Below are 17,155 nucleotides of genomic sequence, written 5' to 3'. Positions count from 1 at the left end.
CGTGCAAGCGGTTCGGTGTCTATGCCCCGAACCAGCTCGTGTGCTGTGCGTGTCTGGGTTGGTTGCCGCTGATCTTCGCCCCGGTGGGGCGTGCGTGATGGGCGGCGGGAAGTGGGTTGATCCGGCTCCGTTCGAGGGTGTCCGGCCTCGGGTGCCGTGGTGGGTGTTGGTGCCGGGCAGGGCGAAGTGGATCACGGCCCTGGTGGCGCTGGTGTGGCTGGTGGTGGTCGGCGTCGTGCGCCTGGTGCTCGTCGTGGTCCGGTACCCGGTGGTCACGGTGGTGCCGGTGTCGGCGGCCTGGTGCTGGTGGCGGTTCGGGCTCTCGCCATTGGTGCTGGCGGTGTCGTCGCTGGTGGCGGCGTTGACCATCTGGGCTGGTCTGGATCGGCGGTCGTTCCTGCGGCACGGCTGGTACCGGCTGGTGATCGAGTGGCGGCGGGCGACGGTCTACGTCCCGAAGTGGCGGTCGGTGATGCGGCTCGCCGACCTGGCCAAGCGGGATCGTGGACGTGAGTACCGGCCGAAGCTGTGGCGGGTGCGGTCGGAGGGGTGGCGGGACCGGGTTCGGGTGCGGATGGTTCCGGCCCAGTCGCCGGAGGCGTGGGAGCTGCGGCGGGAGGGCTTGGCGCACTCGTTCGGTGCTCGCTCGTGTCGGGTGCGGGTGTTGCGACCTCGGGTGATCGAGTTGGACTTCGTTCACCGTGACCCGTTGGCGCGTCCGCTGCCTGTGCCTGTGCTGGTGGACGCTGAGGTGGATCTCAAGCGCGTGGTCGTGGGTCGGACGGAGACCGGTAGGCCCTGGCGGCTGCGGTTGCTCGGGTCTCAGGTGCTCGTGGTCGGGGTGCCCGGTGCGGGTAAGGGCTCGGTGTTGTGGTCGATCGTCTGGCAGCTTGCTCCGGCAGTCCGTGCGGGCGTGGTGCGCCTGGTGGGCATCGACCCGAAGGGCGGGATGGAGCTGGGCCAATGCCCGGATGCCTTCGACCGTGTCGTGTACGACAACGGGCCGGAAGCCGTTGCGCTGCTTGAGGAAGTGGCCGCTGAGGTCAAGGAGCGGGCGACGCGGTATCGGGGTGTGCGGCGGTTGTGGGCGCGGTCGACGGGGGAGCCGTTCACGGTCCTGGTGGTGGACGAGCTGGCGGACCTGATCGCCTACCAGCCGGACAAGCAGCTCCGGGAGCGCGCGGCTCGGGCTGTCCAGACCATCACCTCACAGGGGCGAGCACCTGGGTACGCCGTCGTCGGCTTGGTCCAGGACCCGCGCAAGGAGGTCGTCGGGTTCCGGCACCTGTTCAGCACCCGCGTGGCGTTGCGGCTGGATGAGCCGCAACAGGTGGACATGGTCCTTGGGGACGGTGTCTGTCAGCGCGGCGCGGCGGCCCATGAGATCAGCGAGAACACGCCTGGGGTGGCATGGGTCAAGGAGGACGGGCAGCGGGAGCCGGAGCGGGCTCGGGCCTTCCACGTCACCGACGCAGACCTGGTGGAGCTGGGTGTGTTCCTGGCCGATGCGAAGGTGCACGACTTCCCGACTCGGCCGGACGGCTCGGGGGAGGTGGCGGCGTGAGCGAGTACCTGACTCGGGCGGACCGGATGAAGCAACCGGCGGCGCTCGACGTGGCTCGGGCGGTGGCTGAGGAGCACGGCGTCTGTGTCCGGCCGTTGGCCAAGGAGCGGGTCGACCTGGACACCGGGCGAGTGGACATCGTGCCCGTTCCGTGTGGGTCGACGGTGGCGAGTGTGTGCCCCACCTGCGCGGAGAAGAACCGCAGGTTGCGCATGGCGCAGTGCCGCGAGGGATGGCACCTGACCGAGGAACCCGACTTCACGCCGGACCTTCCCGGTGACGATCAGAGGGCGCTGGCCGTGTACCGAGCCGACCTGGTGAAGGTGTACCGGCAGGCCGTCGAAGAGGGCGATGAGATCGGTGCTGAGGAGGTGCGGGAGGAGGTCGCCGGGGTTGACGCGGAACTTCGGCAGCTCGGAGTCCGCGGTTCGCTCCCGGCGCTGGAGGCCCGTCCACGGATCACCCGGAAGCGGTCGACCAGGCGGCGGCAGGATGCGCCGAACCTGCCTCGGCGGCCGGTCCAGAAGCGCACGGTCGGGCGGGTGTTCGGGGGCAAGTACCAGCCCTCGACGTTCCTCACGCTGACGCTCGACAGCTACGGCAAGGTGCGGTCGGACGGCACTCCGGTTGACCCGGCCCGGTACGACTACCGGCGGGCGGCTCGGGACGCGGTGCACTTCGCGGCCTTGCTGGACCGGTTCGTGCAGAACCTGCGGCGGTGCGTCGGGTGGGATGTGCAGTACTTCTCCACCGTCGAGCCGCAAAGGCGACTGGCGCCGCACTGGCACGCGGCTGTTCGAGGTTCGATCTCGCGGGCGGAGCTGCGGGCGGTCGCGGAGGCCACCTATCACCAGGTGTGGTGGCCCGCCCATGACGAGATCAAGTACGGCGGGGACAACCGGCCGGTCTGGGATGCGCGGGCGAAGGGGTTCGTAGACCCGGCCACGCGTGAACCGCTGCCAACGTGGGACGAAGCGCTGGACCGGGTGGAGCGTCCGGCGCACGTGGCGCGATTCGGGGTGCAAGTGCACTCCAAGGGCATCCTCGGCGGCACCGAAGAGGCCGGGCGGCACATCGGCTACCTGACGAAGTACCTGACCAAGAGCATCAGCGAGTGCTATCAAGCCCAGACCAGCCGCCAGGAGGATCACGCCGAACGGCTCTGCGCGGAGCTGGCTGTGACGCCGTGCTCGCCGCAGTGCCCTGTGTGGCTGCTCTACGGCGTCCAACCGAAGGGCGCTCGGCTGTCGATGGAGCCTGGCCGCTGCAAGGGCAAGGCGCACAAGCGCTCAACCCTCGGCGTGGCCGGTCGGCGGGTGCTGGTGTCGCGGAAGTGGTCCGGGAAGTCGCTCGCCGACCACAAGCACGACCGGCTCAAGTTCGTTCGGCAACTGCTCGCCGACGTGGGGATCACCGGGGATGACCGGCCGAAACGGGTCGTCTGGAACAACGTGCGGCCCGGTAACCCGAACGTGCCCCCAAGACCTCACCTGCTGCTGCGGGCGGTCGCGGAGCGGCGTCGATGGAAGGCCGAGTACACGGCGGCGCTGCTCGCCTCGGCCAGTCCGCCAGATCATTCGGCAACTGCTCAAGCTGCGTAAACGGGGGTTCGGGGATGAGTGGCAAGGTGCGTGAGCTGGCTCAGTTGATGTCTGTTCCGGAGATGCTGGAGGACCTGGGCGGGGAGGTCTCGCGGGACACGTTCTACAAGTGGCGGCAGACGGGGAAGGGGCCTCGGTGCTTCACGCTGCCCAACGGTGAGCTGCGGTGCAAGCGGGTGGACTTCCTCGCTTGGCTCGATGACCTGTACCGGGCGGCGGCATGACCACCACGTTCAAGGTCAAGTTCTGGGAGATCAAGAAGCGGGCGGGGAGGAAGCGGCCGTATCCAGTCCGGTGGCGGACGGACACGCGGGAGCACTCCGAGTGGTACGCGACCAAGGCCCTGGCTACCAGCCGCTTGTCCGAGCTGAGCCAGGCGGCGCGCAACGGTGAACCGTTCGATGTGGAGACCGGGTTGCCGGTGTCGGAGCTTCGCCGACGGAATTCGTTGTCGTTCCTGGAGTTCTCACAGTCCTACATGGACATGAAGTGGCCGGACGCTGCCGCAACGACTCGGGGTAGCACTGTGGAGGCTCTGGCGACTGCTGGTGCGGTGTTCGTGCGGGACGGGGTTGGTCGACCGCAGGCGGCGGAGCTGCGAAGTGTGTTGTCGAGGAGCCTGCTGCCTCCGACTACCCGTGACGCGGAGCTGTCGGCCGAAGATCGGGGAGTCGTGGACTGGCTCGCGCGGAACTCTCGTCCGCTGCACGACGTCACGGACGCCGTCGCTGTTCGAGGGCTCTTGGATGCGCTTGCGTCCAAGCTCGACGGCAAGGCGGCGGCGGCCACGGTCTACCAGCGGAAACGGGCCGTGCTGTTCAACCTGCTCGCCTACGCGGTTGAGCGGGAGCTGATCCCAGACAACCCGCTGACCAGGGTGAAGCGCAAGGTCGTGAAGGTGGTCGAGCAGGTTGACCCTCGTGTGGTGGCCAACCCTGGCCAGGTGGGCAGGCTGCTGACGGCGGTGACGTACGTCGGGCGGCGGAACCTGGATCGGGGCGCGCACCTGGCTGCGTTCTTCGCCACCGGCTACTACGCCGCTGCTCGCCCTGCTGAGGGCCTGGCGCTCCGCGAGGACGATTGCACCCTGCCAGAGGAGGGCTGGGGCCTCCTGGTGCTCGGTGAGTCGCGGCCTGCGGCGGGGAAGCGGTGGACGGACTCGGGGGAGGTGCACGACCGGCGCGGGCTCAAGCATCGGGGCCGGAAGGAGGTTCGGTCGGTCCCCATCCCTCCGGTCCTCGTCACCGCGCTCCGCGAACACCTCGACCGGTTCGGGACCGGGCCGGATGGTCGCCTGTTCCGCTCGCCCGGCGGAGGGGTGGTGTCGTCGTCCACCTACTACCGGGTGTGGGAAGAGGCGCGTCAGTACGCCCTGACGCCCGCGCAGGCGGCCTCTCCGCTGGCTGGACGGCCGTACGACCTTCGGCACGCCGCAGTCTCGCTCTGGCTGAACGGGGGCGTTCCGGCTCCGGAGGTGGCTGAACGTGCAGGTCACTCGGTGGACGTCCTCCTGAAGGTCTACGCCAAGTGCGTCGACGGGCAGCGGGAGACCGTGAACAAGACCATCGAGGGTCTGTTCGACACGTGATCGACAGCCGGTGTGCCAGGCCCTCGGACGATCGTTCGAGGGCCTTCGGCTTGGGCAGGCATTGGGTAGATCCAGTCCGTCACCAGTCCGTGAACCCCGGCAGACGGGGGCAGATTCCGGCTGATGGCGACTGCCGGAAAAGATCAAGCCCCGGCCGCGTTTCCGCTGGCCAGGGCCTGATTCACCCGGCGAAAGGTGAGTGCCCCCGGCAGGATTCGAACCTGCGACACACGGTTTAGGAAACCGATGCTCTATCCCCTGAGCTACGAGGGCGCGGGGGTGAGCCTACCCGGTGGGTCGGCGGGCACGTGGTGGTGGGGTTGTCACTCGGTGGGCCTAGGCACGTGCACCTTCGGTTAGGGGTTGGGCCTCCCGGGGTCGGCTGTACGGGCGAAGTGGCCGACCTCATCTGTTCCGCACCGGTCCGGTGAGGTACAGAAGGCACGTATCCCCCTCCGACGAAAGCCATCCCATGAGCAGCCGACCCTGGCCCGACTTCCGTCCCGGCCCACTGGGCTCCCTCGGCGCCTGGTGGCGGCGGCTCCGGGCCCGCCCCAACGCCGAGCAGTACACCTTCGTGCCCGCCTCGACGTCGCACGAGCACGCCTTCTCGTCACCGCTCCCCAGCGCCGTCTACGGGCTCGACTTCCACGTCCGCATGACGATCCACTGGCGCGTGGACCTCACGACGGGCGTGCGGCACAACGCGCCGCGCAGCGCGGCGGTCAACGACATCGTCCACCGGGCCAAGGCCCTGACCGAACGGGCGATGCTGGTGCACCACGCGCCGCTCCAGCACCAGCTCGGCGCCGAGCTGGCCGCCGAGCGGCAGGTCGAGGGCACGCACGTCTGGGCGCGCGCGGACGCGGTCGAGTTGACGGTGGAGGACTCCGACCTGGCGATGGCCCGCAAGCACATCGAACTCCTGCAGACCACCACGATGCGGCAGGCCGAGCGGGACGCCGAGCGGGCCGAGATCAAGTACCTGCGGGACGAGGTGCTGACCGACCTGTCCAGCGCCACGATCTGGTGGCTGGTCCGCAACGGCTACCAGGTGGAGCAGGCGGTCGCCCTGAGCAGGCACCTCGCGGAGCTCGTCGGCATCGCCTCGCAGCGCCGCGACCAGCACTGGGCCGACACCCTGGTCACCTCCTTCGAGAGCGCCCTGCCCCGCCTGGAGGACGGGCACCGCGCGGACGTGCGCCTGCACCTGGCCAAGGCCCTCGGCATCTACGGCGGGTCGACGGTGGCCGCCGAGTTCGCCGAGCAGGTCGGCCTGCCGCAGCAACTGCCGCCGTCCCCCCACCACCAGAACGGCGCCAAGCCGCTGACGTGATTGCCTAACCTGATCGTGTGACCCACAACCTGTCCGAGGTGCGCGGCGCGGCGGTGGCCGGCGCGCTGCGCGTCCTCGCCCGGCTCACGCCGTTCGTCGAACCCGAGCTGATCGGCCTGCGCGACGTGATCCGCCCCGGTGACGTGTGCGTCGACATCGGCGCCTCGCTCGGCCTGTACACCGTCTCCCTGTCCCGCCTCGTCGGTCCACAGGGGACGGTGCACAGCGTCGAGCCGCTGGTGTTCGCCCACCCCGCCCTGTCCTACCTGCTCCGACCGCGGGAAGCGCGCAACGTGGTGCGGCACTCCGTCGCGCTGGGGGTGAGCGAGGGCCGCGACGTGATGAGCGTCCCGGTCCGCCACGGCACACCCGTCACCGGCCGCTCGTTCCTCACCGCGGGCGCGGACGGCCTCGGTTCCAACGCCGAGTTCGCCGACCACGTCGAGGTCCTGGTCCGCACGGACACGCTGGACCGGTTCTGCGCGGCCAACGCGATCGACCGGCTGGACTTCGTCAAGGCCGACGTCGAGGGCGCGGAGCTGCGCGTGCTGCAGGGCGGGGCGGCGACCATCGAGAGGTTCCGACCGCGGCTGCTGCTGGAGGTCGAGGAGCGGCACGTGCTGCGCTTCGGCTACCGCGCCCGCGACGTCCAGGAGTGGCTGGCCGAGCGCGGCTACCGGATGCGCGCCTGGCGCCGCAACGCCTGGCTGCCGGTGGACCGGATCGACGACCGGGTGCGCAACTACCTGTTCGAGCCGGCTTCCTGAACCGCCCGAAAAGGCGGAAGACCCCGGTCCCTGGGGGTGGACCGGGGTCTTCCTGCGGACCGGTCTACGAGACGTAGACCTCAAGTTCGTAAATCGAGTATCCGTAACCGGTGGCCCGTTGGATACCCGTCATTCGTACGAATCGTGCCGCATTGGGTGCGAACGACGCAAGGTCCCGACCGCCATCTCCTGCAGAAGTCGTGTGAACCGTGCGCCAAGTGCTGCCGTCGGTGGACAGTTCTATGCGATACGCCTTGGCATAAGCGTCCTGCCACGACAGCACGACCCGGCCGACGGTGCGCGTCGCGCCCAGGTCGACCTGCAGCCACTGGTCGTCCGACCAGTCGCTGGCCCACCTGGTGCCCGGCTTGCCGTCCACCGCGTTCGACGGCGGCGAGTGGTACCAGCCGCGCTCGTGGCTGCTGGCGGTGGCCGTCGCGCCGGCGGCCAGGTTCGCCAGGCTCGTCCCGCGGCGGGACGGGAACTGGACGACCTGCTGGTAGGTGGGCCGGTTCTGCCAGCTCACCTTGTCGTGCGCGATGCCGCCCATGGCCCGGTGGATGATGGTGTCGGCGCACCACTGGTCACCCGCGGCGCACGAGTCGTCGCCCGGGTAGACCGAGGTCGCCGGCGTCGCCGCCGCGGCGCGCAGGCTGTCCAGCAGCACCTGGCGGCACGCCGCCACCGCGCCACCGCCGCAGTAGCGGGCGCCCAGCGCGCCGTCGACGCGCTCGCCGAGCACGGCGCGCAGGTCCTTGTCGACGTAGCTCCACCAGCCGTTCTGGAACGACGAGCCCTTGTGCGGGGCCGAGCCGTGGGTGTCCGAGGGTGGTTCGTCGACCTGGAGGGCGCGGGTCAGCTGCCCGTACAGCGCGTCGCCGAGACCGGGCTTGAACTGCGCCTCGACCAGCAGCGGCCACCACGCGTCGAGCACCCGGATCGCTTCGGCGTGCCCGTACGCCCCGCTGCCGCGCGAGGTCTCCTTGCGCAGCGAACCGGACCGCTGCCAGTCGCGCAGCCGCCCGACCACCGCCGCCAGCGCCGGGTCGGTCACCGCCGCTGTGTCGATCACCCGCAGCAGGTCCGGCAGCACCTGCTCGGCCCGCAGGTCGGCGACACCGGCCTCGGCCGTCGCCCGGGTCAGCGACGCCCGGCTGACCGGACCGCTCGCGATCAGCGCCCGCACCCGGTCGTCCAGCAGGTCGCCGCGGTGCACCGAGCCCATGCCGTAGCCGGACGCCGAGAAGTCGCGCGCCTGCCGGTTGTTCCAGCTGATGTAGTAGTCCTGGTTGGTGGAATTCGGGTGCTGCGCGAACGGCGTGTAGGCGGCCGTGTTGCGGTCGGCGTTCCAGCCCTCCCACTCGTAGGCGGGTTCGGCCTTCACCGGCAGGTGCGGGTCGACGGTCGCCTTGCGCACCGGGTTCGCGCCGGAGTTGAAGTACGCGGTGTCGCGCGAATCGACGTAGAACCAGTTGAACGCGTAGCCGACGTGCTCGGCGGCGCGTTGGAAGGCGGCTGCCGACGTGATCGCGTCGGGGTCGTTGAACTCCTGGAACCCGATGATCGAGTCGACCTCGTGGAGGTAGGTCGAGCGGAGGGAGGTGTAGGCGACGAACTTGCCGTCGACCTTGGCTCGGCTCTGGACGAGGCCGTACTTGGTGCGGTGCATGACCAGGGTGTAAGAGCCGGCGGGGGTGGGGTCGGCGACCGTGGGCTTCCAGGAGTTCTTGCGCTCCAGGCGTTCCATCGGCAGGCACGCGCCGTGGTAGCGGTAGTGCAGCGACCGGGCGTTGGCGGGCGCGCCGTTCGGCTCGCACAGCTCGACGGCGTAGGTGTCGGTGATGTCCTGGCCGGCGGACGTCGCGCTCCACGAGTAGTCGACGCCGCGGCCGAGCTGCACGTACATCGAGACGCCGGCGAACGAGACGCCGCGGGAGCGCAGGCCCGGGCCGTTCAGCTCCTGGAGCATGAGGAGCTGCGGGGCGAAGTAGCCGGTCTGCGGTCCCCAGACGGCGATCGGGTTGCCGGTGTCGGTGTGCGGGGCCGACACGACCAGGGCGTTGGACATGCCGTGCTTCTTGTTCAGCAGGTCGCGGGGCAGGACGCCGTCGGCGAAGATGCCCTCGACGGCCTTGAGATCGGCTGGCACGTCCACTGTGGATGGTGTTTGGGCGGTGCTTTCGTTGAACACCACCGGTTCCGGGGTCACGACGCCGCCGTCGGGCAGTGCGACGCCTTGGGGGGAAGCGGGGGTCGTGCCGTACGGGAAGCGCTGGCCGTCGTGCAGGGTGAGGACGGCCTCCGGGTCGTTCTGCTCCCGGAACGACCGCCAGACCTGGTCGCCGACCTCGGCGCCGTAGCGGTTCTGCGCGGCCAGCTTCACCAGCGCGTTCTGCACCTCGCCGCCGCCGCCCGCGCCGAACAGCCCGCCGACGACGGCGGCGATGGCGACCAGGTCGGTCGGCTGGAACGGCTTGATGTCGTTCCAGTTGGTGATCGCGTCGGCGTGCCCGGTCAGCACGTACTCGCCGGGGAAGGTCCGGTTGTTCACCGAGGCGGTGATGTAGGCGTTGATGCCCGCGACGTAGTCCTTCACGTCCTGGAACGCCTGCGCGCCGCGCGGCCCCTTGGCCGCCACCGAGTCGATCTGCGCCTGGAGGTCGGCCTCGGTGTACGGGATCTGGTTGTAGAAGCTCTGCTCCAGCGCCCGGTTGCCCTCGGCGCCGCCGGCGAACCCGGACAGCTGGCCGCGACCGAGGTGGCGGAACAGGTCCATCAGCCAGAGGCGGTCCTGGGCGGCGGCGTAACCCGCGCCGAACTCGGTGCCGGACCGGGTGGTGCCGTAGATGTGCGGCATCCCGATGGCCTTGTCGCGCACGATCGTGACGTCCGCGCGGGGCTTGATGGTGCTCTCGACCTGGTCGGCGGGGACGCCGAAGGAGGCGTCGTTGAAGAACGCGCCCAGCTGGTCGTTGGTCAGGCCGGTGTAGCCGGAGGCGAGGGAGTCGTAGCGGCCGAGCTGGTCGGCCGAGTGCGCGGGGCGGGTGCCGAGGACCTGGTGGGCCAGGATGTCGGTGAGGGTCGCGTTGCCGTTCTGGCCGGGCGGGAGGATGTCGTGGCACTGGCCGAGGCAGTGGTCGTCCGGGGTGAAAGCGGTGGTTCGCGGTTCTGCGGCGGTTCGCGGTTCTGCGGCGGTGGGGGTGGGCGTGGGGGTGTCGGCGGTGGCGTTGGCGGTGGTTGGTGCGGTGACGGTCGCTAAAGAGAGGAGGGCGACCACGGCTAGCGATCGGGCGGCTCTCCGCATGACGCGAAGCTCCTTCCAGGCAGGGATCGTGTGACGCACGTTACTGGTGGGTCAGGATTCGCGAAAGGTCTTCGCATTTGGGTTCGGCTGATCGGGTGTGGACGCTTGACCAGCTGATTTGATGTTGGGTGAATAGTTCACATGGTGCGACGTCGATCGTTGCTGACCGGGGTGGTCGGGGCCGGGCTGGTCGGTTCTGGGCCGGCCGGGCTGGGGGTGTCGCCCGCGCTGGCGTCGCCCGTGCTGCCGATCAGGAGTTGCGCGGACTGGGGCGCGCGGCCCCCGGCGCAGCCGACGAGCGTGGTGCGCGAGCGGCCGGTGCGCATCCTGATCCACCACACGGCCTCGCCCAACGTCACCGACTACTCGCAGGCGGCGGCGTACGCCAACGCGCACTGGATCCAGGACCTGCACATGGACGTCAACGGCTGGATCGACTCCGGCCAGCACTTCACCAACAGTCGCGGCGGGTTCCTGATGGAGGGCAGGCACGGCAGCCTGGCCGCCCTGCGCGCCGGTGATCGGGTGGTGGTCGGAGCGCACTGCCCCGGGCAGAACACCGCCGCCATCGGGATCGAGAACGAGGGTCTCTACATGGACGTCGAGCCGCCGGCGCTGCAGTGGGACTCGCTGGTCTCGTTCTGCGTCTACGCGTGCGAGCAGTACGGCATCCCACCTGCATCAATCCAGGGCCACCGCGATTACCGCGACACCCTGTGCCCCGGTGACAAGCTCTACGCCCTGCTGCCCCGGTTACGGCGTGAAGTCGCCGGGGTGTTGGGCTGACGCCGGGCATCTCCTGGCAACTGTGAACAGGCTGAGCCTGTGTCCTTCCGTGGTGAGATAACGGTGAATTAACGTCAGCTTGCGTGTTCGTGCGCGGGGGCTGAGCGGGTACGAGCACGAAACGCCAACGCGGGGAGGCGTCGTGATCAAGGTGATGCTGGCCGATGACGAAGACCTCGTCCGGTCCGGCCTTCGCATGATCCTCAGCAGCGCCGGCGACATCGAGGTCGTGGCCGAGTGCGACGACGGGCACCTGGTGGCCGACCTGGCCCGCCGGCACCGCCCGCACGTCGTGCTGCTGGACATCAGGATGCGGTCGTCCGACGGGTTGATGGCGCTGCGCAGGCTGCGCGCCGTTCCCGACCCGCCGAAGATCGCCATGTTGACCACGTTCGACGTGGACGAGTACGTGTCGGAGGCGCTGCGGTTGGGCGCGTCCGGGTTCCTGCTCAAGGACACCGAGCCCGAGCAGCTGGTGCGGGCGGTGCGCGACCTCGCGGTGGGTGGCGCGGTGCTGGACCCGGGCGTGGCGGCCCGGGTGCTGGCGGCGGTGGCGGACGGGGAGCGGGCGGCCGAACCGGCGCGGCGGTTGCTGGCCTCGCTGTCCGAACGGGAGCGTGAGGTGCTCGTCCTCATCGGACAGGGGATGTCGAACGCCGAGATCGGTGGGACGTTGCACCTGTCCGAGGCGACGGTGAAGGGGTACGTGTCGTCGGTGCTGGGCAAGATCGGGGCGGTGAACCGGGTGCAGGCCGCGCTGGTGGCCTTCCGCGGCGGCCTGATCGCCTGACCCTCGCGCGTGTCCTGCGTTCCAGCCGCGCGAGTCGAACACTCGGGTCGCGCGAGTCGAACGTTCAGGACCCCTGAGTTCTACGTTCAGGGCGCGAGAGTCCAACGTTGGGAGCGCGAGAGTCCTACGTTCAGGGCGCGAGAGTCCAACGTTGGGAGCGCGAGAGTCCTACGTTCGGAGTGCGAGAGTCCTACGTTGGGGATGGGTGAGTTCAGCGTTCAGGGCGGTGGGCTCTTCCGGTTCGATTTGACATGGGGCCCTTACGGGCACCCTATGCAGGCCAAAGCCGGCAGGCCCGGCGGGGAAGAGCGTCCCGCCAGGCCTGCCGGCTTCGACCAGCCTATGGCACCCGAACCCATGTCAAATCGAACCTCTGCGGGTTGGCGGCGGGTCCGTTGTGGGTCCGTTGTGGGGGTTAGTTGCCGGAGATCGTTTCCGGGATGACGAGGTGGGGTTCGACTTCGACGCGGTTGCGGCCCTGGCGTTTGGCGCGGTAGAGGGCCATGTCGGCGGCGGCGAAGAGTTGGTCCAGTTTGGCGGGGCCGGCGGCTACGCCGATGCTCACGGTGGGGCGGCGGGTGGTGCCCAGGGCGACGGTCCAGTCGTGGTTGTCCACGGCGGCGCGGATGCGTTCGGCGACGGTCGGGCCCACTTCGGGGGAGTTGGCGCCGGTGTCGCCGAGGAGGACGACGAACTCGTCGCCGGCCCAGCGGGCCACCAGGTCGGCGGCGCGGCACTCGCGGCGGAGGAGTTGGGCGATCTCGCGCAGGGTGGCGTCGCCGGCGGCGTGGCCGGCGGCGTCGTTCACGCCCTTGAACTGGTCCACGTCGACGAGGACGAGCCAGGGGACCCGGCCGCGGGCGGCGGTGGTTTCGAGGAGGCCCGCGGCGGCGCGTTCGAGGCCGAGGCGGTTCGCCAGGCCCGTGAGGGGGTCGCGGGCGGCGGCTTCCTGGGCGGCGACGGCGAGGCGTTGGGCCTGGACGGCGACGCGGCGTTGTTCGAGGGCCTGGCCCAGTCCTTCCTGGAGGGTTTCGGTGGCGGTCTTGCCGGCGGCGACGGAGCAGCGCAGGGCCGTCGCCTCACCGACGTGGTCGCCCATCTCGGCGCAGATGTCGGCCAGGTCCTGGGAGAAGCGCAGCAGGAGCGACGGGTCGTTGATGGACTCCGAGGCGGCGACGGCGCGGCTGGCCAGGGTGCGGGCCCCGACGAGGTCGCCCCGTTCGCGGCGGACGACGGCCAGCACCCAGTTGGCCACGGCCATGGTCCACTTGTCGTCCGCCGCACGGGCTTGGCGCAGGGCTTCGCGGGCGTTGTCCTCGGCCTGCTCCAGCTCGCCGACGCCGGCCAGCGAACGGCTGTAGGCGGCGAGCAGGGCCCGCCGCATGTGCTCCTCCGTGGCCAGGGCAAGACCCTCTTTGAGGTAGCCGCGAGCCTCTTCGAAGATCTCCGGGGCGCGTTCGGGGGCGGACGAGATGGCGCGGAAGTTCAGGGTGCCGCCCAGGCCCTGCAGGCAGTGGCCCAGGATCTCGACGCCGGCTTCGGACGTCGCCGCCGCGCGGCGGGCCACCTGGACGGACAGCCGGAGCATGTCCACCGCCGCCCGGCGGTTGCCGATGCCTTCGAGCAGGTACGCGAGCGCGTGCATGGCCTGCGCGGCGGCCGGGTTGTCGCTGTGCTCGCCGTCCAGGTCGGTCCAGCCCTCGGCGGCGAGTTCCAGGGCGAGCGGGATGCGGCCGAGGCGCCAGGCGAGCTTCGCCCGGTTGACGAGCACGGCCGAGCGCTGCCAGCGGTCCGCGCCGGGTGGGACCCGGCTCACGACCTGGTCGAACAGGGTGTTGGCCTCGGGCAGGCGGCCAGCGTTCAGCAACGCCTTGACCTCGACGTCGAGTTGCGGGACCTGCCCGGCTGCCGGTCGCTCTCGCTGCTCCACTCGTGCTGACACTCCATTCCGACTCGGCGATGCGGTACGCGGGTCCGCTCGCCGCCGGCACGGCTACCACAGGCTACCGGCCCGAACGCCGGGTGTACCGCTCCTCGTGCAGCACTTCCTCCAGCGGCAGCCGGTTGCGCCAGCCGTGGCGCTCCAGGTCGGGGGCGCCGGGCAGGTGGGCGACCGGCCCGAGGCACAGCCAGGCGACCGGGCGGAGGGGTTGGGGGACGTCGAGCAGCCTGCGCAGCACGTCCTCGCGGTAGAAGCTGACCCAGCCGACGCCCAGGCCCTCGGCGGTGGCGGCCAGCCACAGGTTCTGGATGGCCAGGCACACCGAGTACAGGCCCGCGTCGGCGATGGCGTGCCTGCCGAGCACGGCCGGCGAGCCGCGGTCGGGGTCGTAGGTGACGACCACGCCCACGGTGGATTCGAGGATGCCCTCGACCTTGATCCGGGCGAACAGCTCGGCCTGCCGGGCGTCCAGCTCGGCGGCGAAGACGCTGCGCTCGGCCTGGACGTGGTCGCGGAACGCGCGGCGGGTGTGCTCGTCGCGCACGACGATGAAGTCCCACGGCTGGGACAGGCCCACGCTGGGCGCGGCGTGCGCGGCGGTGAGCACCCGGCGCAGCACCTCGGGCCGGATCGGGGCGCCGGTGAACTCGCCCCGGGTGTCCCTCCGGCGGTGCAGGACGTCGTAGAAGCTCATTCGGACGATCGTGCCTCACGCGATCCGGTGAACCTGGTCCGCGGGAGGTGGCGTCCGTCTCAACCGGGCGTTGAATGGCCCGTCATGGTCGGAACAGTGCACGGGTCCGCGCTCGGCTTCGCGGGCGGCGTCGTGGTGACCGCGCTGGCGGGGAGCTGGCCGGTGTTCGCGCTGCTCCTGCTGGTGGTGGTCGTGGTGGTCGTGTCGTGGTGGACGACGGTGGCCGGCGCGGCGCTCACCGCGCTGCAGTGCTGGGGCCTGTACGGGAGCTTCGTGGTCGGCGACGAGGGGCGGCTGGTGGCCGACTGGCCCGCGCTGGCGGTGCTGGTGGTGGCCGGCACCGCCTCGCTCAGCGGCCTCGTGAGGGACAGGGCGGCGGCGCCGTCTCCCGCGCGTTCTTGACGGCGGCGGCGATCCGGCGCTGCTTCCGGTCCACAGTGGTCACGCCTGCGTGTCGGTGCGCCTGAGTGGTGGCGCTCGCGTGGCGGTTCCTCATTGAAACGACAATCGTTGTCGTTTAGGGTGGCTGTGTGGAAACCGTTGTCGTTATGGTGGCCGGGATGGGTGCCCACGGCGTCGCCGAGGAGGTCTGGCGCGCCTCGCCGGGGTCGGTGCTCGTGCGGCACGACCTGTCGGGGCTGGAGTCCGGGCTCGTGCGCCGGTGGGTCGACGGCGTGCCGACCGAGCTGGCGCTCGCGCACGGGTGCGTGTCGTGCACGCTGCGGCAGGACCTGCTGCCGCTGCTGGCGTCGCTGGGCGGCCGGGTGGTGCTCGACCTCGACCCGGCGCTGGAACCGGAGGCGGTGTGCCTGGCGCTGCGGCCGGAGGGGGTGCGGGTCGAGTCGGTGGTGGCGGTGGTCGACCGGGCCACGTGGCTGGCCGACGCGACCGGCGAGGTGACGCTGGGCGAGCGGGGCATCGGGTTGCCGTCCGACGAGCGGACCGTGGCGCAGGTCGTGGTCGGACAGGTGGAGTTCGCCGACGCGCTGGTGCTGACCGGGCCGGGCGGCGACGACGTGCTGACCGCCGTGCTGGACCGGGTCGCGCCCGGCACGCCGAGGTTCGAACTGTCCTCTTTGGATGCACGCGCCCTGTTGGCGGTGCCCGTGGGACGGCGGTTCACGCCCGTGTTCGGGTCGCTGCTGCACGGCGCGCCCCTGGAACCGGCGGCGGGCGTGTCGGTGGTGCGGTTCACCGCGCGGCGGCCGTTCCACCCGATGCGGCTGCACGACGCCCTGGACGCGCTGCTGGACGGTGTCGTGCGCTCGCGCGGCCGGATCTGGTTGATCAGCCAGCCGTCCCGGGTGATGTGGCTGGAGTCGGCGGGCGGCGGGCTGGGCGTCGGCGCGGTCGGCACGTGGCTGGCCGACGTGGACGACTGGTCCGAGGAGGACCCGGAACGGCGGGCGTTCGCGTCGCTGGAGTGGGACCCGGAGTTCGGCGACCGGGGGCAGGAAGTCGTCGCGGTCTGCGTGCGGGACTGCGGCGAGTCCGTGCTGGCGGCCCTGGAGGGCGCGTTGGCGACGGACGAGGAGTTGGCGTTGGGGCCCGAACTGGAGTTCGCGGACCCGTTCTCGGAGTGGCACGAGATGGAGGAGCTGTGAAGCGCGGTGCCCACCCCGCGGTGTCGAGGACGCCCCGCGACCAGGGTTGACCTTCACCCCGGGGGAAGCCGCACGGTGGTCCCAGCCGGGCGGGGCGCCCGGTCGAGGAAGGGGGTGGGGACGTGGAGCTGCTGACCACCGGGGCGTTCGCGCGGGCCTCCCGGCTGGTGGCGTGGCTGCGCCGGCTCGGCATGCCGCCGGCCCGCATCCGGTTGGTGTGCGAGCTCGACCCGGCGGAGGCCGCGGCCGAGGTGCGCGCCTGCTGGGCGCGGGTCGGGGCGGACACCGCCGCCCGGCGCGGCCTCGCCGACTTCCTCGTGGAGCAGCTGTCCGGGGAGGGCACCACCATGACCGTGCGGCGGCCGGATGTTCCGGATCACGCACGACCACACGGCGGTGCGGTAGGGGGCGACGGCGCGGCTGGTCGACCTGGCCAACGCGCGCGGCGGCCCGGACAACGTGGTGTGCGTGGTCGCGGACGTCGTCCCGGCCTGAGCGCTAGGCCAGCGGTCCCTGGGTCTCGCCGTCCGGGGACGCCCGCCACTGGTCGAACGGCCGGTCCAGCCGCCACGTCGTGCCGTCGTGGGTGAGGACGCGGTCCTCGCACGTCTCCAGGTTGGACAGCGACTCGAACAGCTCGATGCTCCAGCCGAGCAGCCGGCGGCACAGCAGCCGGATGGTGAGGCCGTGCGACACCACCAGCGCCGTGCCGGGGTGGGCCGGGTCGAGCATCCGGTGCTCCAGGTCGGTCAGGAACGCGGCCAGCCGGTCGTCCACGTCCGCGCCGGACTCGCCGTTCGGCAACCGGAAGAAGAAGTGCCCGAACGCGTGGCGCTGGTGCTTCAGCACCTCCTGCTGGACGGGGTCCTGGAGGTTGCCCCAGTCCTGCTCGCGCAGCCGCGGCTCGGCGACCGTGCGCTCGACCAGGTCGCCGAGGTCGAGGCCGCGCAGGGTGGCCCTGGTCCGCACGTAGGGGCTGACGTAGACGGCCGCCGGGTCGCCGTTGAGCATGGCCCTGACCCGCGGCCCGGCGTCCTCGGCCTGCTGTTCGCCCAGCTCGGTCAGCGGCAGCGCGTGGTCGGGGACGCGGCAGTACGCCAGCTCGTCGACGTTGCCCAGGCTCTGCCCGTGGCGCAGCAGGATGATCCGCACCCGTCCATGGTGCCGGTGTTACATTCG

14 protein-coding genes and 1 tRNA gene are annotated in these 17,155 nt (G+C 70.9%); 10 read left to right on the top strand and 5 right to left on the bottom strand.

From position 1 onward, the window contains the following. The first annotated feature begins 169 nt into the window (after positions 1-169). Genes AB0F89_RS03985 through AB0F89_RS03970 form a run of 4 tightly spaced genes read left to right on the top strand, consistent with a single transcriptional unit; the run spans position 170 to position 4,753 of the window. Positions 170-1,564, top strand: a complete 1,395-nt coding sequence (locus tag AB0F89_RS03985; RefSeq protein ID WP_367132636.1) for an FtsK/SpoIIIE domain-containing protein — start codon at positions 170-172, stop codon at positions 1,562-1,564. Positions 1,565-1,590: 26 nt separating this feature from the next. After that, positions 1,591-3,165: a replication initiator gene (locus AB0F89_RS03980; protein ID WP_367138695.1), complete on the top strand. Its 1,575-nt coding sequence runs from the start codon at positions 1,591-1,593 to the stop codon at positions 3,163-3,165. Positions 3,166-3,212: 47 nt separating this feature from the next. Beyond that, complete coding sequence (locus AB0F89_RS03975) at positions 3,213-3,389, top strand: helix-turn-helix transcriptional regulator (protein ID WP_367132634.1); 177 nt, start codon at positions 3,213-3,215, stop codon at positions 3,387-3,389. Further along, entirely contained in the window at positions 3,386-4,753 is a 1,368-nt protein-coding gene (locus AB0F89_RS03970; protein ID WP_367132632.1) for a tyrosine-type recombinase/integrase, read from the top strand. Before AB0F89_RS03975 ends, AB0F89_RS03970 begins: the two co-directional genes overlap by 4 nt. A gap of 200 nt (positions 4,754-4,953) precedes the next feature. Here the strand turns inward: AB0F89_RS03970 and AB0F89_RS03965 are convergent. Further along, a tRNA-Arg gene (locus AB0F89_RS03965) sits at positions 4,954-5,026 on the bottom strand. A gap of 199 nt (positions 5,027-5,225) precedes the next feature. On the opposite strand from AB0F89_RS03965, the gene AB0F89_RS03960 reads away from it, so the two are divergent. Both AB0F89_RS03960 and AB0F89_RS03955 read left to right on the top strand, forming a co-directional pair. After that, positions 5,226-6,089, top strand: coding sequence for a hypothetical protein (locus tag AB0F89_RS03960; RefSeq protein ID WP_367132630.1), 864 nt, complete (start codon positions 5,226-5,228; stop codon positions 6,087-6,089). Between the two features lie 17 nt (positions 6,090-6,106). Beyond that, positions 6,107-6,856 (top strand): FkbM family methyltransferase, encoded by a 750-nt coding sequence (locus AB0F89_RS03955; RefSeq protein ID WP_367132628.1) that lies wholly within the window; start codon positions 6,107-6,109, stop codon positions 6,854-6,856. A 64-nt stretch (positions 6,857-6,920) separates the two neighbouring features. Here AB0F89_RS03955 and AB0F89_RS03950 read toward each other — a convergent pair whose 3' ends face one another. Next, the gene (locus tag AB0F89_RS03950; RefSeq protein WP_367132626.1) at positions 6,921-10,160 is read right to left on the bottom strand and encodes a penicillin acylase family protein; all 3,240 of its coding nucleotides are present in this window, start codon (positions 10,158-10,160) and stop codon (positions 6,921-6,923) included. 141 nt (positions 10,161-10,301) lie between these two features. Between AB0F89_RS03950 and AB0F89_RS03945 the strand changes: the two genes are divergently transcribed. After that, positions 10,302-10,946 (top strand): peptidoglycan recognition family protein, encoded by a 645-nt coding sequence (locus tag AB0F89_RS03945; protein WP_367132624.1) that lies wholly within the window; start codon positions 10,302-10,304, stop codon positions 10,944-10,946. 142 nt (positions 10,947-11,088) lie between these two features. Continuing rightward, on the top strand, positions 11,089-11,736 hold the full coding sequence (locus AB0F89_RS03940; RefSeq protein ID WP_367132622.1) for a response regulator: 648 nt from the start codon (positions 11,089-11,091) through the stop codon (positions 11,734-11,736). Between the two features lie 415 nt (positions 11,737-12,151). Here AB0F89_RS03940 and AB0F89_RS03935 read toward each other — a convergent pair whose 3' ends face one another. Together AB0F89_RS03935 and bluB are read right to left on the bottom strand one after the other, a co-directional pair. Continuing rightward, positions 12,152-13,666, bottom strand: coding sequence for a GGDEF domain-containing protein (locus tag AB0F89_RS03935; protein ID WP_367132620.1), 1,515 nt, complete (start codon positions 13,664-13,666; stop codon positions 12,152-12,154). Between the two features lie 73 nt (positions 13,667-13,739). Further along, entirely contained in the window at positions 13,740-14,372 is a 633-nt protein-coding gene (gene bluB / locus AB0F89_RS03930; RefSeq protein WP_367132618.1) for a 5,6-dimethylbenzimidazole synthase, read from the bottom strand. 84 nt (positions 14,373-14,456) lie between these two features. On the opposite strand from bluB, the gene AB0F89_RS03925 reads away from it, so the two are divergent. Together AB0F89_RS03925 and AB0F89_RS03920 are read left to right on the top strand one after the other, a co-directional pair. Continuing rightward, positions 14,457-14,774 carry a hypothetical protein gene (locus AB0F89_RS03925; RefSeq protein ID WP_367132616.1) on the top strand — a complete coding sequence of 106 codons (318 nt, stop codon included), beginning with the start codon at positions 14,457-14,459 and terminating at the stop codon, positions 14,772-14,774. A 158-nt stretch (positions 14,775-14,932) separates the two neighbouring features. After that, positions 14,933-15,976, top strand: a complete 1,044-nt coding sequence (locus tag AB0F89_RS03920; protein WP_367132614.1) for a GTP-binding protein — start codon at positions 14,933-14,935, stop codon at positions 15,974-15,976. A 498-nt stretch (positions 15,977-16,474) separates the two neighbouring features. Here AB0F89_RS03920 and AB0F89_RS03915 read toward each other — a convergent pair whose 3' ends face one another. Next, complete coding sequence (locus tag AB0F89_RS03915; RefSeq protein ID WP_367132612.1) at positions 16,475-17,128, bottom strand: histidine phosphatase family protein; 654 nt, start codon at positions 17,126-17,128, stop codon at positions 16,475-16,477. Positions 17,129-17,155 lie beyond the last annotated feature (27 nt).

Source organism: Saccharothrix sp. HUAS TT1, from assembly GCF_040744945.1.
Taxonomy (GTDB): domain Bacteria; phylum Actinomycetota; class Actinomycetes; order Mycobacteriales; family Pseudonocardiaceae; genus Actinosynnema.
The sequence above is the reverse complement of the archived record's forward strand: the minus strand, read 5'-3'. Positions and strand labels throughout refer to the sequence as shown.

Bases quoted from the DNA above. Each gene is read 5' to 3' on its own strand.
- AB0F89_RS03925 (WP_367132616.1), top strand. From the start codon at position 14,457: ATGGTCGGAACAGTGCACGGGTCCGCGCTCGGCTTCGCGGGCGGCGTC.
- AB0F89_RS03980 (WP_367138695.1), top strand. From the start codon at position 1,591: ATGAAGCAACCGGCGGCGCTCGACGTGGCTCGGGCGGTGGCTGAGGAG.
- bluB (WP_367132618.1), bottom strand. From the start codon at position 14,372: ATGAGCTTCTACGACGTCCTGCACCGCCGGAGGGACACCCGGGGCGAG.
- AB0F89_RS03950 (WP_367132626.1), bottom strand. From the start codon at position 10,160: ATGCGGAGAGCCGCCCGATCGCTAGCCGTGGTCGCCCTCCTCTCTTTA.
- AB0F89_RS03970 (WP_367132632.1), top strand. From the start codon at position 3,386: ATGACCACCACGTTCAAGGTCAAGTTCTGGGAGATCAAGAAGCGGGCG.
- AB0F89_RS03975 (WP_367132634.1), top strand. From the start codon at position 3,213: ATGTCTGTTCCGGAGATGCTGGAGGACCTGGGCGGGGAGGTCTCGCGG.
- AB0F89_RS03960 (WP_367132630.1), top strand. From the start codon at position 5,226: ATGAGCAGCCGACCCTGGCCCGACTTCCGTCCCGGCCCACTGGGCTCC.
- AB0F89_RS03945 (WP_367132624.1), top strand. From the start codon at position 10,302: ATGGTGCGACGTCGATCGTTGCTGACCGGGGTGGTCGGGGCCGGGCTG.
- AB0F89_RS03920 (WP_367132614.1), top strand. From the start codon at position 14,933: ATGGGTGCCCACGGCGTCGCCGAGGAGGTCTGGCGCGCCTCGCCGGGG.